The organism is Aestuariimicrobium kwangyangense DSM 21549, from assembly GCF_000421525.1.
GTDB classification, from domain to species: Bacteria; Actinomycetota; Actinomycetes; order Propionibacteriales; family Propionibacteriaceae; genus Aestuariimicrobium; species Aestuariimicrobium kwangyangense.
In genome coordinates, this window is the sequence record NZ_ATXE01000001.1 from 611,324 (window position 1) to 625,240 (window position 13,917).

Genomic DNA, 13,917 nt, shown 5'->3' on the forward strand with positions numbered 1-13,917 from the left:
TCCTACAACGTGTCGTAGACCCCTGCCTCACGAGCCTGCTCGGGCGTGTCGAGATCGGCGACCGCGCTCGTCGGGGCGGGAATCAGCCTGAGGCGCAGTGGCTGCAGTGCCCGGTGCACGCCGCGGTTGCGGGCATGCTCCGGGGTCCCGACCAGGGCCGCGAGCGGTCGCCGCAGGTAGCGCGCCGCGAGGAACTGCGTGAATCCCTCCGCATCGACAAGGGCCGCACCGTCGAGAGGCGGCTCACCGGGGTTGGGCAGAGGGTCGGTCAGCAGGTCGACGGTCTCGTCAGGATGGGCCAGGTCTGCGGCCAGTACCAGCACCTGGTCGACCTTTGGCGGCAGGACAGCGAGCGCCGCAGCCAGACCGGCCAGGGGTCCGCCCAGGGGAGGGTCCTCGGCGACGAAACCGACCGACCGCCCCAACCCTTCGCGGGACGGCCCCGCCACCAGGACCTGATCGCTCACCCGCTGGGCGGCGTCAACCGCGCGCTGCAGCAGGCTTCGGCCCTCGAGGGTGAGGGCCAGTTTGTCGGTGCCCATCCGTTGCGAGGTGCCCCCGGCCAGGATGATCGCCGCGGTGGTGGAGCGGTCGACCGGGGCCATCTGTCAGCCCCCGGCGAAGGGCGGCAGCACGTCGAGTTGGGCCACCCCGCGCAACGAGAGGGACGGGTCGTCCACCCTCACCCCGTCGGCCAGCAGACTGCTCACGCGCAGCACCTTGGCGAGTCGTTCGGGGTCGTGGTCGGGCAGGTGGGCGGGCAGTTCGCTGAGCAGCCCCGTCACCGTGAGGTCGTCGGCCAGCAAGCGGGTCTCCTCGGTGCCGGCAGCCTCGGCGGCACCGGCGAAGAAGCGGATCAGCATGGTCCTCCTGGGCTCGGGCGGCGTCAGCCGCCGATGGCGCTCATGGTACGCAACGGGGGCAGGAAGGTGGGCTCATCGATGCCGTGGCCGGCGGGCTTGGAGGCGTGGGCGCCGACCCACGCCGCGGCCAGGTCGTCGTCGGATCCTCCCGAGCGCAGGATCGTCCTCAAGTCGGTCTCGGTGCGGCTGAACAGGCAGGTGCGCACCTGCCCGTCGGCGGTGATGCGGGAGCGGTCGCAGGCCGCGCAGAAGGGGTGGGTCACCGAGGCGATCACCCCGATGGTTCCCCCGGCGTGCGCGATGCCCGGGCGGGTGTCGGGCTCGACCCGCCACAGTTCGGCCGGGGCATGGCCGCGTGGCTCGTCGACGGGGGTCAGGGTGTGGTGCTGGTGGAGCACGTCGAGGATCTCGGCCTGGGTGACCATCGCGGAGCGCACCCATTCGTGGCGCGGACCCAGGGGCATCTGTTCGATGAAGCGCAGCTGCAGGCCGCGCTCGAGGCAGAACTGGGCCAACGGGGCGATCGCCTGTTCGTTCTCGCCGCGCATGATGACCGCGTTGATCTTGATCGGACGAAGCGGTGAGGCGATCACCGCGTCGATCGCGGTGAGCACGTCGGGCAGGCGGTCGCGTCGACTGAGCCGGGCGTAGGTGGCGCGGTCGAGGGAGTCGAGGGAGATGTTGACCCGGTCGAGGCCCGCGGCCACCAGGTCGTCCAGCCGCTTGTCGAGACCCAGTCCGTTGGTGGTCAGCGAGGTCTCGGGGGGTCGGCCGTCGGCGGTTCGCAGTTCCTTCGAGGCGGCGATGATGCGGGCAAGTCCTGGCCTGAGCAGGGGCTCGCCGCCGGTGAATCGCAGCTTGGTGATTCCCAGACGTTCGACGGCGACCGTCAGGACGCGTACCACCTCGGCGTCGGTGAGTGCCTCCTCGCTGGGCAGCCACGGCAGGCCATCGGCGGGCATGCAGTAGGTGCAGCGCAGGTTGCAGCGGTCGGTCAGCGAGACCCTCAGGTCCGTGGCCACCCGGCCGTGGCGATCGCCCAGTTGCATGGGGCGAGACTACGCGGACGCCCCCCGGTCACCACAATGGCCCGGGCGCCGAGAGGCCGCCCCAGGGACGGCCCCGCGGGGTGCGAGTGGCACAATGTGCCCGTGACCGGTGAGCGTGCCCCCCTCGGGGCAACCCGCAGCGAGGTGCTGCGCGTGGTGCAGTCCGCTGGGTCGCCCGTGGGAGTGTCCTGGGTGGCCAGCGTCCTCGACCTGCACACCAACTCGGCCCGCAACCACCTCGAAGAACTGGTGGCCGCCGGGTTCCTCCATCGGGCCGTTCAGCCCAGCGGTGCGCATGGTCGTCCCCCCGCCGTCTACGCCGCCACCGCCGACGCTCCCACGCTGGGGCAGACCCATCTGGTCGAACTCGCACAGGTGCTGATCGACGCCTTCGTGCTCCCGCTGGACGGATCGGAGCAGCGGTTGGTCGAAGCGGGCCGTGCCTGGGGACGAGGAGCAGAGCCGCAGGTCGACTCGGGAGACGACCTCACGGCCGTGGCTCGCATCTTCGGTGAACGCGGGTTCTCGGCCCTGGCGGGCGATCGGCTGGTCACCTTCGTCAAGTGCCCGTTCCGTGAGGTGCTGGACGGGTCCCAGTTGCCTGCCGCCTGTGCCCTGCACCGCGGGTTCATCGACGGGGTGCTCGAGCGACGCGGCAGCCGGGATCGGCTGGCCACCCTCCACGTGGGGGAGCGGGAGTGCCTGGCCCGGGTCGAGGACGTCCCCGCCCTCTGAGGGTCGGGCCCGTTGAGGTTGCCCGTGAGGTTCGGCTCCGTGCTGTTCGGTCTGTCAGGGTTGACCCGTGAATGAGTGGCCCGGGCATGCGGTGTTGCAGGTGCCGTGCCCGCCGCTTGAGTCATGGGTGCGGGCGCGCTACCGGCACTACGACGCCAGCTTGGTCTCGTCCGATCCGCGGCACGTGCACGCCCATGTCACCCTGCTGGGTCCGGTACCGGCCGAGTTGAGTTCTGCGCAGTCGGCCGCGGTGGAGTCGATCTGCAGCAGGCATGACAGGTTCGAGGTGGGACTCGACCGGGTGGCGACCTTCCCCAACGGGGTGGTGCACGTCGTCCCCGAGCCGCTCGACCCGTTCCGCCGCATGACGGACGAACTGGTCGCCGCCTTCCCCGACTGGCCCGCCTACGGCGGCACGTTCACGCCCACCCCGCACATCACCCTCGATGCCCTCTCGGAGCAGGTCAGCGAGTCGTCCGTGGCGGCGGAGGTGGCGCACCTGATGGGGCGACCGTGGCGACCCGATCGGGTGGACCTGGTCTGGTACCGCGCCCACGAGGTGAGGGTGTTGCGCACCTGGCCGCTCGGCTGAGTCAACCGGTGCAGCGGGCGCTCAGGCCCGTCCGAACACCAGCACCGAGTAGGCGCCGATCGAGATGGCCGCCGACGCCGGCTGGCCGTCCTGGTCGACGGAGTCGTCGGCCGTCACGTCGGTGGCCGGCTGGTCACCGAACGTGTCGGAGTAGATCTTGGCATCGGAGTTGAGCAGCAACTTCCACTCGCCGGCGGCGGGGAAGCCGATGCGGTACTCGTCCCACGCGTGGTTGCGCAGGTTCACCACGACCACCACGTCATCGCCGGGACCACCGTTCATGGACCGGTGATAGGCGAACACCTTGTTCTCGTCGTTGGCGTGCATCACAGCCGTGTGCTGGCCCATCAGACCCAGTGAGGTGCCGTGCGCGTTGAGCCGCAGCCGAACCAGGTCGCGGTAGAGGCGAGCGATGCCGACGAAATCGTCGAGCAGGTCCCAGTCGAGCGGGATGTCGTCGGAGAACCAACCACCCTGCAGGAACTCCTGCCCCTGGAACAGCATGGGCACGCCCGGGCTGGTCAGGGTGAGGGCCGCCCCGAGGGTTGACCGCTTGGTGGCGAACCAGCCCTGCGGATCGTCGGGATCGACCTCCTGGTTCACCCGGGCCTTGCCGTTGGCGACCTCGTCGTGGCTCTCGGTGTAGATGGTCCGCTCGTAGGCGTCGCCGTAGCTGAAGGTGACCGCGTTGGCGACGGCGGCGATCGAACGGGAGTTGTCGTCCAAGGTGGTGAGCTGGGCGCGCACGGGGTGCACGAAGTGCTGGTCCCACTGCGAATGGAAGCCGGCGCCGCCGTCCTCGATGGAGGTCACGTCGGCCTCGCCGTGCAGGTCCTCGGCGATGGTGATGGCGCCCGGGTGCAGGCGGCGAACCTCGTCATTGATGAACCGGCAGACGTCCCAACCCTCGGGGATCGCCCGGTCGAAGCCGGAGACCGAACGCATGTACGGGGTCATGTCGAAGCGCAGGCCCTGCAGGTGGTAGTCCCTCAGCCACATCAGCGCGTTGTCGCGCAGGAACTGGCGCACCTCCGGTCGTCCGTAGTCGGGGCGGGTGTCGCCCCACGGGGTCTCCGAGCGCCAGTCGTTGAAGAAGTAGATGCCGCCCTTGTCGTTCTCGCTCCACCCGTCGAACTGCCACAGGTCGAGGTCGGAGGGTCCGAAGTGGTTGTAGACCACGTCGACCAGCACCGAGATGCCGCGCTTGTGCGCCTCGCGGACGAAGACCTTGAGGGCGTTGGGGCCGCCGTAGCTCGACTCGACGGCGAAGATGTGGGCGGGGTTGTAGCCCCAGGACTGGTCGCCGGCGAACTCCATCAGGGGCATCAACTCGATGCAGTTGATGCCGAGCCGGTCGAGGTGGTCGAGCTGCTTGGTGACGGCCTGCAGGTCACCGGTGCCGTCGGGTCCCTGGGCGAACGAGCCCACGTGCATCTCGTAGATGACCAGGTTGTTCAGGTGGGGGGTCTCGAAGGTGTCGCCCTGCCAGTCGAAGCTCGAGTGGTCGACGATGACGCCGTTGCCGACCGAGTTCGTGACCTCGTATGCGTACGGGTCGATCCTCCACAGTTCCTGGTCGCCGTTGCGGAGCACGAACTGGTACTCCTGGCCGGCCTTGGCGCCGGGCACGTCGGTGTACCAGTACCCGTCCTGTTCGTGGTCGAGCGGGTGGGCGTCCTTGTCCCAGTCGTTGAACTGACCCACCACGGTGACGCTCTGGGCGTTGGGTGCCCACACGCGGAAGGCCACCCCTCCGTCGTGGACGATGGCGCCCATCCCGGTCTGCACCTCGGGCTCGCTGCGTCGGGCGGGGACGGAGGGTGCCTCGTCCGGTTCGTCATCGGTGTCGGCAGGGACGACGGTGGTCTGGTTCGCGCGCCGGGGGGCACCGGCCGGGGTCACCTCGGCGTCGTCCCACCGGGCGTCGTCGTTGTCCGACGGGAAAGGCGTCGAAGTGGGCAAGGTGACCTCCGTCTTCCGTCCCGAGATGGAGTCGCGAATGCGGGACCACACATTGTTCATGGGGCCACAGTATCGGCCGGTCGGTAGGCGCCCGGCCGCAGCACTAGGCTGGCCCGGTGCTGACCATGCAAGACGCCCTGACCAAGCTGTCCGAGTACTGGACCTCGCGTGGCTGCCTGATCTGGCAGCCGTTCAACACCGAGGTGGGTGCGGGAACCATGAACCCCGCCACCGTGTTGAGGGTGCTTGGACCGGAACCGTGGGACGTCGCCTACGTGGAGCCCTCGGTGCGTCCGGACGACTCCCGCTACGGGGAGAACCCGAACCGTCTGCAGACGCACACCCAGTTCCAGGTGATCCTGAAGCCTGAGCCGGGTGACCCCCAGGAGCTGTACCTCGGCTCGCTCGAGGCCATCGGCATCGACCTGTCGAAGCACGACGTCCGCTTCGTCGAGGACAACTGGCGTCAGCCCGCCATCGGGGCGTGGGGGCTGGGCTGGGAGGTGTGGCTCGACGGCATGGAGATCACCCAGTTCACCTACTTCCAGCAGGTGGGCGGGGTGAACCTCGACCCGATCCCGGTCGAGCTGACCTATGGCATCGAGCGCATCCTGATGAACCTGCAGGGGGTGACCCACTTCAAGGACATCGCCTACGCCACCGCAGCCGATGGCCGCATCGTCACCTACGGCGAGGCCTACGGCCAGCAGGAGTACGAGATGAGCCGCTACTACCTCGACGACGCCGACGTCGAGGCGAACCGCACCCTCTACGAGACCTACGTGGGTGAGGCGACCCGCATGGTCGAGGCCCGGCTGCCCGTGCCGGCCCACAACTACATCCTGAAGAGCTCGCATGCGTTCAACGTGCTCGACGCCCGCGGAGCCATCTCGACCACGGAACGCGCCAAGGCCTTCGCCACCATGCGCCGCCTGATGCGCGACACCGCCAATCTGTGGATCGAACGTCGCCAGGAACTGGGTTTCCCGCTGATGCGAGAAGCCGAGCAGGAGCCAGCCGCTCCCGAGGCGACCGATCCCGCCAGCCTGCCCACCGAGGCCCAGACCTTCGTCCTCGAGATCGGCCTGGAGGAACTGCCCCCGCACGAGGTGCCCGCCCAGGTGGCTGCGGTCCGTGGGGCACTCACCCAGGCCCTCGCCGGCACTCGCCTCGAGCACGGCGAGATCCGGGTGGACGGCACTCCCCGTCGGTTGGTCGCCGTCGTCGACGCCGTTGCGGCCCACGAACCCGATGCCGAACTGCTGCGCAAGGGCCCCAAGTGGTCAGCCGCCTTCGACGGCGACGGCAACCCCACCAAGCCGCTCCAGGGCTTCCTGCGCGGGCAGGGGGTGAGCATCGACCAGGTCGAGAAGGCCGACTTCAACGGCACCGAGCACGTCGCCGTCCGCTCCAGCCAGGAGGGACGTCCGGCGCTCGAGGTGTTGGCCGCGATCGTCGAGGGCCTGCTGCCGGGGCTTCGCGCCGAGAAGAACATGCGCTGGAACGATCCCAAGTTGTCCTACTCCCGCGCCATCCGCTGGCTGGTCGCCCTGTGGGGACCGGCCGTCGTGCCGGCGCGGGTGTCGTCCGTCGTCGCGGGACGTACGACCCGACTGCAGCGCGAGGTGACCGGCCACAGCGATGGCCGGGTGCGCGGCGAACTGGCCCTCGAACGGGCGGACGACCTACTGCCGGCCCTGGCGGCGAACGGCATCGTGCTGAGTTCGGACGAGCGCCGCGCCTCCGTGGTCGAGCAGGCCCAGCGGCTCGCCTCGAGCGTCGGGGGGACCATCGACGTCGAGGCCGAGGCCTCCCTGATCGACGAGATCACCAACCTGGTCGAGGAACCCCACGGGGTGCTCGGTGCGTTCGAGCAGAAGTACCTCGACCTGCCCGCGCGCATCCTGACCACCGTGATGCGCAAGCACCAGCGCTACCTGCCCGTCAACGGACCCGACGGTGCCCTGCTGCCGCACTTCGTGACCATGGCCAACGGCACCTGCGACGACGACCTCGTGGCAGCCGGCAACGCTTCGGTGGTGCGCGCCCGCTACGAGGACGCCCAGTTCTTCTGGAACTCCGACCTCAAGGCGACCAGGGCCGACGAGTTCGTGCCCGGGCTCGAGCAACTGACCTTCGAGGACCGGCTCGGCTCCGTCGGGCTGCGCGCCCGCCGCATCGCCGACGTGGCCGGCAAGCTCGCCGACCGGGTGGGCCTGAACGGTGACGACCGGGCCACGCTCGAGCGTGCGGGGCAGTTGGCGAAGTTCGACCTGTCGAGCCAGATGGTCGTCGAGATGAGCTCCCTGGCCGGGTTCGTGGCCCGTGAGTACGCGGTCCGGCTGGGCGAGTCCCAGGCCGTTGCCGACGCCCTCTACGAGATGGAGCAGCCGCACACCTCCGCCGACGCCGTGCCCGCCTCGGTGCCCGGGGCTTTGTTGGCCCTGGCCGACCGGTTCGACCTGCTCGCTGGGCTCTTCGCCCTGGGCGCCAAGCCCACGGGCTCGTCCGACCAGTTCGGTCTGCGCCGGGCTGCCCTCGGTGTGGTGCGCATCCTGCGCGAGAAGCCCGAACTGGCCGCCATCACCGTGCGCGACGGCATCGTCGACGCGGTCGCCCGGGTGCGCTCGCAGGGGGTCGAGGTGGCGGACGACGCCGTCGAGGCAGCCGTCGAGTTCACCGTCGCCAGGTACGCCCAGTTGTTGCGGGACGAAGGGGTGTCAGCCGATCTGGTGGGCGCCGTGCAGCCCGCGGCGGAGGCTCCCGGGGTCGCGCAGGCTTTGTTGTCGCAGGTGCAGTCGCGGCTGGGCTCGGATCACCTGCGTGGTCTCGTCGCCGCTCTGGTGCGCATCGGACGGATCCTGCCGGCCGGCGTGGCCGCTGATTACGACGAGTCGGCGCTGTCGGAGCCTGCCGAGAGGGACCTGGCTTCGGTGGTCGGTCATTCGGTCGGTCACGGGGAGTTCGGCTCGTTCGTGGACGGGTCGTCCGATCTGGTCGCCAAGACGCAGGCCTTCTTCGACCAGATCCTGGTGATGGCCGAGGACCCCGCGGTGCGGGCAGCCCGGCTGGGGCTCTTGGCCTCGGTGCTCGCGTCGGCCCCGGCCGGCATCGACTGGCGCTCTCTCGATCTGGCCCTGGGTCAGAACTGAGTCCGATCGTCGGTTGAGCAGCGAGGAATGATCCGGCCAACGTCGGTTGAGTAGCGAGGAACGAGCGTGTCGAAACCATCCCAGCCCTTCAACCCCGACCTGTGGGACGAGATCACCGGCGACCAGGTCGACGGGGGCGCCGCCTTCACCGACATCACCTACCACCGCGCCAAGCGGGTGCCGGCGGTCAGGATCGCCATCGACCGGCCCGAGGTGCGCAACGCCTTTCGTCCGCACACCGTGGACGAGCTGTACCGCGCCCTCGACCACGCCCGCCGTTCGGCCGATGTGGGCTGCGTGCTGCTGACCGGCAACGGGCCGTCCGAGAAGGATGGCGGGTGGGCCTTCTGCTCCGGTGGTGACCAGCGCATTCGCGGACGATCCGGTTACCAGTACGCCGAGGGTGAGACCGCCTCGACCGTCGACGCCAGGCGAGCGGCCGCCGAGGGAGGACGGCTGCACATCCTCGAGGTGCAGCGGTTGATCCGGTTCATGCCGAAGGTGGTGATCGCGCTCGTCAACGGATGGGCCGCCGGTGGCGGTCACTCGCTGCACGTGGTCTGCGACCTGACCCTTGCCTCGGCCGAGCACGCCCGCTTCAAGCAGACCGATGCCGATGTCGGCTCGTTCGATGCCGGGTTCGGCTCGGCGTACCTCGCGCGGCAGGTGGGGCAGAAGGTCGCTCGCGAGATCTTCTTCCTGGGTGAGACCTACGACGCGCAGCGGGCCTACGAGATGGGCACGGTCAACAAGGTGGTGCCGCACGACGGCCTCGAGACGGTCGGTCTGGAGTGGGCGGCGAAGGTGTGCGGCAAGTCGCCGACTGCCCAGCGGATGTTGAAGTTCGCGTTCAACGCCATCGATGACGGGCTGATCGGGCAGCAGGTGTTCGCGGGGGAGACCACGCGGTTGGCGTACATGACGGACGAGGCGGTGGAGGGGCGGGACTCGTTCCTGGAGAAGCGTCCGCCGGACTGGTCGGCCTTCCCGTACTACTACTGACGGGCGATCGGGCGCCGCTCGCGGTTTCGACACGGTCGCTTCGCTCCCCACTCAACCGGGGGAACTCGGGTCGCTCGTGCTCGAGATTGGTGGTCCCACCTGCCCGCGTTGCGTCCCACCTGCCCGCCTTCGGAGCACCTGCCCTCTCCCTGTCCATGGGCAACTGCGCCGAACGTGGGCAACCGCCCCCGTACGCGGGCAAATGCGCCGGTCGCGGGCAACTGCGCCGGACGAGGGCAACCGCCCCCGTCCGCCCTTGGTTCCTGCCCGCGACGAGGGGACGATGGGGATGTGAACTCCGTCACCAGCCCTGCGGACGCTGCCGCTGATCCGTCCGGCCATCAGCCGCCGCCGAAACAGGCCAGGACACCGCCGCCTCGTCCGGCCACCTCGCCGCGGCTGGCGGGGTTGTGCGGCGTGGTGGCGACCGGAACGGGGTTGGCCGCGGCCGCGCTGGTCGCGCAGGCGACCGGTCCCGGGTCGGCGCCCGTGACCGCCATCGGGAATCGGCTGATCGACCTGATGCCAGCCCCGCTCGTCAACTGGGGCAAGGAGACACTCGGCCACGCCGACAAGCCCGTGTTGCTCGTGATCGTCACCTTGGTCGCGCTGGCCCTCGGCGCCCTGGCCGGTCTCCTGGCGGCCAGACGAAGACACCTCGGCTGGGTCGTGATCGCCCCCTTGGCCGCGCTGTCCCTGCTCGCGGCTTCAACCGACCCGGCTGCCTCCTTCCCGTCCTCGCTCGTCCCCACCCTGGTGGCACTGGTGGTGGCGGTACCGCTGCTGTCGGCCCTGGTCGAGAGAGCGCACTCACGCACCTTCGCCGACGGCACTCCCGACACCGAGGCACGCCGCCGGTTCTTGACCCTGCTCGGGGGAGCGACCACCGCTGCCGTGGTCGGAGTCGGTGCCGAGCGCGTGATCGACGCCCGCGTGGGAGCGGGCTCCGACGCCGGACTGCCCCCACTGCCGACCCCCTCAGCGACCGAGGCCGTACCCGCCGGCGCAGAGTTGGGCATCGCCGGGCTCAGTCCCTACGTGACCCCGGCCAAGGACTTCTACCGCATCGACACAGCCCTGGTGGTTCCCCGCGTCTCCGCCACGAAGTGGACGCTCTCGATCGTCGGCCAGGTGCGCAAGCCCGTCACCATCGACTACGCCACCCTGCTGTCGCGCGGTCTCGTGGAGCACGTGACCACCCTGACCTGCGTGTCGAACGAGGTCGGCGGCAACCTCGCCGGGAACGCCGTGTGGCTGGGCCTGCCGGTGCGCGAACTGCTGGCCGAGGCCGAGCCCCTCCCTGGTGCCGACATGGTGCTCTCGCGGTCGGCCGACGGGTGGACCGCTGGCACCCCGTTGGAGGCCCTCACCGACCCCCACCGCCAGGCGCTCCTCGCCGTCGGCATGAACGGCAAACCGCTGCCTCGTGAGCACGGCTACCCCGTGCGGATGGTCGTCCCCGGTCTCTACGGCTACGTCTCGGCGACCAAGTGGGTGGTCGAGTTGAAGGTGACCTCCTTCGCGGCCGACCAGGGGTACTGGACGCCGCTGGGCTGGTCCGCCAAGGGCCCCATCAAGCTGGCCTCTCGCATCGATGTCCCCGTCAACAGCGGCACGGTGCCCTCGGGGGACGTGGTCGTGGCAGGCGTCGCGTGGGCCCAACACACCGGGGTTCGCGCCGTCGAGGTGAGAGTGGACGAAGGGCCTTGGCAGCCAGCCACCCTGGCCGAGGTGACCTCCGCCGACACGTGGCGGCAGTGGCACTGGACGTGGCCGTCCACCCGGGGCAGGCACCTGCTGCAGTGCCGCGCGCAGGACGCCACCGGGGCTTGGCAGACCGAGGACCAGGCGCCCCCAGCGCCCGACGGGGCAACCGGCCTCCACAGTGTCGACGTGGTGGTCGGCTGATCACCTTGGGGTGGGCAGCTGCGCGCTGGACCCTCACGGGCACGCGGCACTGACGGCAGGGCTGCAACCACCTCCCGTGCGCCCCCCGGTACCCCTACAGTGACGGCGTGTCATCCCTCAGGTCGGGTACTTACCGGTGGTGGCTGGTCTCCGACTCCTCCGGCGTGGTCGGAGGCTCACTTCGCGGTTTCGCCGTGCCCCTGGTCGTCTACCTGCTGAGCGGGTCGCCGGTGTGGGCGGGCGCGGTTGGCACCTCGGCAGCCGTCATCACCACCATCGTCTCCCTGCCCGGCGGGGTGATCGTCGACCGGTACGACCGCGGACGACTCGTCCGCCTGTACGCGCTGGGGTGCGTCGTGATCTGGGGCAGCGTCACCGGGCTGGGGATCGCGGGTCTGCTGACCTGGCCCATCGTCTTCGCGGCCGCCGTGGTCGGAGCCGTGCTCGCCGCCCTGTTCGGATCGGCCACCGATGCCGCCCTGCGCAGCGTGGTCGACGTGGAGGACTTCCCCGGCGCCATGGCCGTCAACCAAGGGCGCGACGCGGGCATCCGACTGGCGGCCGGACCCTTGGGCGGCCTGCTGCTGGGGCTCACGACCTGGCTGCCGTTCGCCGGCACTGCCGTGGCGCACCTGATCCAGGGGATCACCATCTCCCGCGTGACCACCGATCTCGCGCCCCCCACCCGTGAACCGAAATCGGTGCTGCACGACCTGCTCGAAGGTCTGCGATGGATGCGTGGCCAACGGGTGATCATCGACATCTCACTGATCGCGATCCTCACCAACTTCGGGTTCGGCGGCGCCTTGTTCACCTTCAACCTGGTGCTGCTGGCCAACGGCCACACTCCCTTCGAGGTGGGCATCCTCGACGCGGCCTCGGCCGTCGCGGCACTGATCGGCTCACTGTTCGCCGCCCGCCTCGTCAGCCGCCTGCCCACCGGGGTGCTGGTGATCGGTGCGATCGGTGTCGACACGCTGCTGTTCGTGCCCGCAGTCGTCTGGCAGACCTACCCCGTGCTGATCGCCGTGGTCACGGCGGTGAGCTTCGTCGTCCCAGCCCTCAACGCTTCCGCGCTGGGGTACCTGTTCGGGCGAACCCCGGTCGAACTGCAGGGGCGCATGCAGTCGGTGCTGGGCGTCGTGTCGATGGGACTGGGGTCTCTCGCTCCCGGGTTGGCCGGGTTGCTGTTGCACTCCAGGAGCGCCGGTCTCACCATCGGTGTGTTCGTCGCGGTGATGGTCCTGGCCACGGTGATGACGGCGTCCTCCCGAGCCGTGCGGACGATCCCCCGGCCGGCCCAGTGGTGAGTCCTTGGTGGCCCGCAGGCCTAGACCACCTCGAGGTGGTCGACGCCGCCCAACCCGGGGAAGGGGGCGTGCGGCTCGGACTGGTACCAGAAGGCCGTTGAGGCGATGTCGTCGCGCAGGGGGAGGTAGCGTCCCTCGCCGTCGCGCTCCGACCCCCAACCAAGGGCCTGGATCGTGACCCTCAGGTCGGAGCTGAACCTGATCGGGTCGGGCACGTGCCAGCGGTACATGCCGAACCGCTGGTTCATGCGGTAGAGGCCATCGGGCTGGATCACCTGGTGCAGTCCCAACCACGGCGTGGAGTAGACGCCGTACTGGCCCTGCGGCTGTTCGAAGTTCCACGCGCCGCCGAAGTAGTCCTCGGTGCCGGTGCCACAGATGGTCGGCCACTCGTCCCCGTCGAGGTGGAACTTGATCTCGCCCTCGCCCCACCACCCGTTGTTGTTGGCCTGCCAGGCCAGGTAGGTGCCGACGTAGTGGCCCTGACCGCTGACCCCGTCGAGCAGGGTGTGCACCTCGCCACGGCCGAGTGGCGCCGACCGACGCCATTGGGCGTGGAAGTACGCGGCATCGTCCGGCACCCAGGACAGCGCGTAGGTCGCCTGGTAGTAGAAGCCCTGGCAGACGTCGCCGACCAGGTTCTCGATCGTGATCCGGGCGCGCTGGCGGAAGGGCATCTGCCAGTAGGAGTTGAACCCGCCCGCCGGGTTCACCGCGATCGGCATCGACGCGACATTCGCCCGTTCGCACCATCCGTTGGCGAAGAAGTCACCCAGCGGGGTCTCGACCGAGGGGGTGTCCTCGTCGTCCCAGTACATGCGCAGCACGAGGCGGCGCCACCAACTCGGGTGCACCGTCAGCCAGAGGTGCTGCAGGCAGCCCGGGCCCTCGATGTCGGCCAATGTCACCGTCTCGTGACCGCCGATGTCGATGGATGGCGAGATCTTCCAGCCCTGCCCGAGTTCTCGTCCGACGACGGCGCCCGTGCCCTCGGTCGCGCGACCGCCGGCTCCCTTGGCGCCGGTCGGGTTCTCGGCCGAGATGGATCGGGTCTGGGCCGGTGAGAGCAGCGCGAGGTTCCCCAGGTGAGTACCGAGACCATTGAACGAGTACGGGTGCGAGGTCATGACTCGACGCTTTCACCGGTCGACGCCCGATGGGCGCTATCGCGGCAAATCTGGCGCAGGTTCCGCGCGAATCGGGGCACGTGAGGGGCCTTGTCGTCACGTGGCGTGACGAGCAGGCCGCTCACCTGCCTGATCTTGCGTGGAAATCGGGCGCGAGACCACCGGCAGGCGAGGACTCCGAGCCGCGGCCCGGACGTCCCCGACGCCGCGGAAGTCC

Annotated in this window: 11 protein-coding genes; 6 read left to right on the top strand and 5 right to left on the bottom strand. The window is 69.7% G+C overall.

The genetic code is table 11. The annotated features are described in order from the left end of the window. Window positions 1-2: 2 nt before the first annotated feature. From mobA to moaA, 3 genes are read right to left on the bottom strand one after another with little or no spacing between them, the layout of a single operon-like run. Window positions 3-605, bottom strand: coding sequence for a molybdenum cofactor guanylyltransferase (gene mobA, locus H507_RS14285; protein ID WP_022909187.1), 603 nt, complete (start codon window positions 603-605; stop codon window positions 3-5). A gap of 3 nt (window positions 606-608) precedes the next feature. Continuing rightward, entirely contained in the window at window positions 609-863 is a 255-nt protein-coding gene (locus H507_RS0102705; protein ID WP_022909188.1) for a MoaD/ThiS family protein, read from the bottom strand. A gap of 23 nt (window positions 864-886) precedes the next feature. Beyond that, a complete protein-coding gene (gene moaA, locus H507_RS0102710) occupies window positions 887-1,912 on the bottom strand; it encodes a GTP 3',8-cyclase MoaA (protein WP_022909189.1) in 1,026 nt (341 codons plus the stop codon). Window positions 1,913-2,014: 102 nt separating this feature from the next. On the opposite strand from moaA, the gene H507_RS0102715 reads away from it, so the two are divergent. Together H507_RS0102715 and H507_RS0102720 are read left to right on the top strand one after the other, a co-directional pair. Continuing rightward, the gene (locus H507_RS0102715) at window positions 2,015-2,647 is read left to right on the top strand and encodes a helix-turn-helix transcriptional regulator (protein ID WP_022909190.1); all 633 of its coding nucleotides are present in this window, start codon (window positions 2,015-2,017) and stop codon (window positions 2,645-2,647) included. A 67-nt stretch (window positions 2,648-2,714) separates the two neighbouring features. After that, on the top strand, window positions 2,715-3,239 hold the full coding sequence (locus tag H507_RS0102720; RefSeq protein ID WP_022909191.1) for a 2'-5' RNA ligase family protein: 525 nt from the start codon (window positions 2,715-2,717) through the stop codon (window positions 3,237-3,239). Between the two features lie 21 nt (window positions 3,240-3,260). Here the strand turns inward: H507_RS0102720 and H507_RS0102725 are convergent, their stop codons facing one another. Continuing rightward, window positions 3,261-5,261: an alpha-amylase family glycosyl hydrolase gene (locus tag H507_RS0102725; RefSeq protein ID WP_245558808.1), complete on the bottom strand. Its 2,001-nt coding sequence runs from the start codon at window positions 5,259-5,261 to the stop codon at window positions 3,261-3,263. A 65-nt stretch (window positions 5,262-5,326) separates the two neighbouring features. Here H507_RS0102725 and H507_RS0102730 point away from each other — a divergent pair, with 65 nt between their 5' ends. The 4 genes from H507_RS0102730 (at window position 5,327) to H507_RS0102745 (ending at window position 12,573) form a co-directional block, all read left to right on the top strand. Continuing rightward, window positions 5,327-8,353, top strand: a complete 3,027-nt coding sequence (locus H507_RS0102730; protein ID WP_245558835.1) for a glycine--tRNA ligase — start codon at window positions 5,327-5,329, stop codon at window positions 8,351-8,353. 66 nt (window positions 8,354-8,419) lie between these two features. Next, on the top strand, window positions 8,420-9,355 hold the full coding sequence (locus tag H507_RS0102735) for a 1,4-dihydroxy-2-naphthoyl-CoA synthase (protein ID WP_022909194.1): 936 nt from the start codon (window positions 8,420-8,422) through the stop codon (window positions 9,353-9,355). A 291-nt stretch (window positions 9,356-9,646) separates the two neighbouring features. Next, window positions 9,647-11,263, top strand: coding sequence for a molybdopterin-dependent oxidoreductase (locus H507_RS0102740; protein ID WP_157438862.1), 1,617 nt, complete (start codon window positions 9,647-9,649; stop codon window positions 11,261-11,263). 107 nt (window positions 11,264-11,370) lie between these two features. Further along, window positions 11,371-12,573 carry an MFS transporter gene (locus tag H507_RS0102745; RefSeq protein WP_026377672.1) on the top strand — a complete coding sequence of 401 codons (1,203 nt, stop codon included), beginning with the start codon at window positions 11,371-11,373 and terminating at the stop codon, window positions 12,571-12,573. Window positions 12,574-12,593: 20 nt separating this feature from the next. Here H507_RS0102745 and H507_RS0102750 read toward each other — a convergent pair whose 3' ends face one another. Beyond that, window positions 12,594-13,700, bottom strand: coding sequence for a glycoside hydrolase family 172 protein (locus H507_RS0102750; protein ID WP_022909197.1), 1,107 nt, complete (start codon window positions 13,698-13,700; stop codon window positions 12,594-12,596). Window positions 13,701-13,917 lie beyond the last annotated feature (217 nt).

Excerpts from the sequence above, each read along its gene's own strand:
- mobA (WP_022909187.1), bottom strand. The coding sequence starts at position 605 with ATGGCCCCGGTCGACCGCTCCACCACCGCGGCGATCATCCTGGCCGGG.
- H507_RS0102705 (WP_022909188.1), bottom strand. The coding sequence starts at position 863 with ATGCTGATCCGCTTCTTCGCCGGTGCCGCCGAGGCTGCCGGCACCGAG.
- moaA (WP_022909189.1), bottom strand. The coding sequence starts at position 1,912 with ATGCAACTGGGCGATCGCCACGGCCGGGTGGCCACGGACCTGAGGGTC.
- H507_RS0102725 (WP_245558808.1), bottom strand. The coding sequence starts at position 5,261 with ATGAACAATGTGTGGTCCCGCATTCGCGACTCCATCTCGGGACGGAAG.
- H507_RS0102730 (WP_245558835.1), top strand. The coding sequence starts at position 5,327 with ATGCAAGACGCCCTGACCAAGCTGTCCGAGTACTGGACCTCGCGTGGC.
- H507_RS0102750 (WP_022909197.1), bottom strand. The coding sequence starts at position 13,700 with ATGACCTCGCACCCGTACTCGTTCAATGGTCTCGGTACTCACCTGGGG.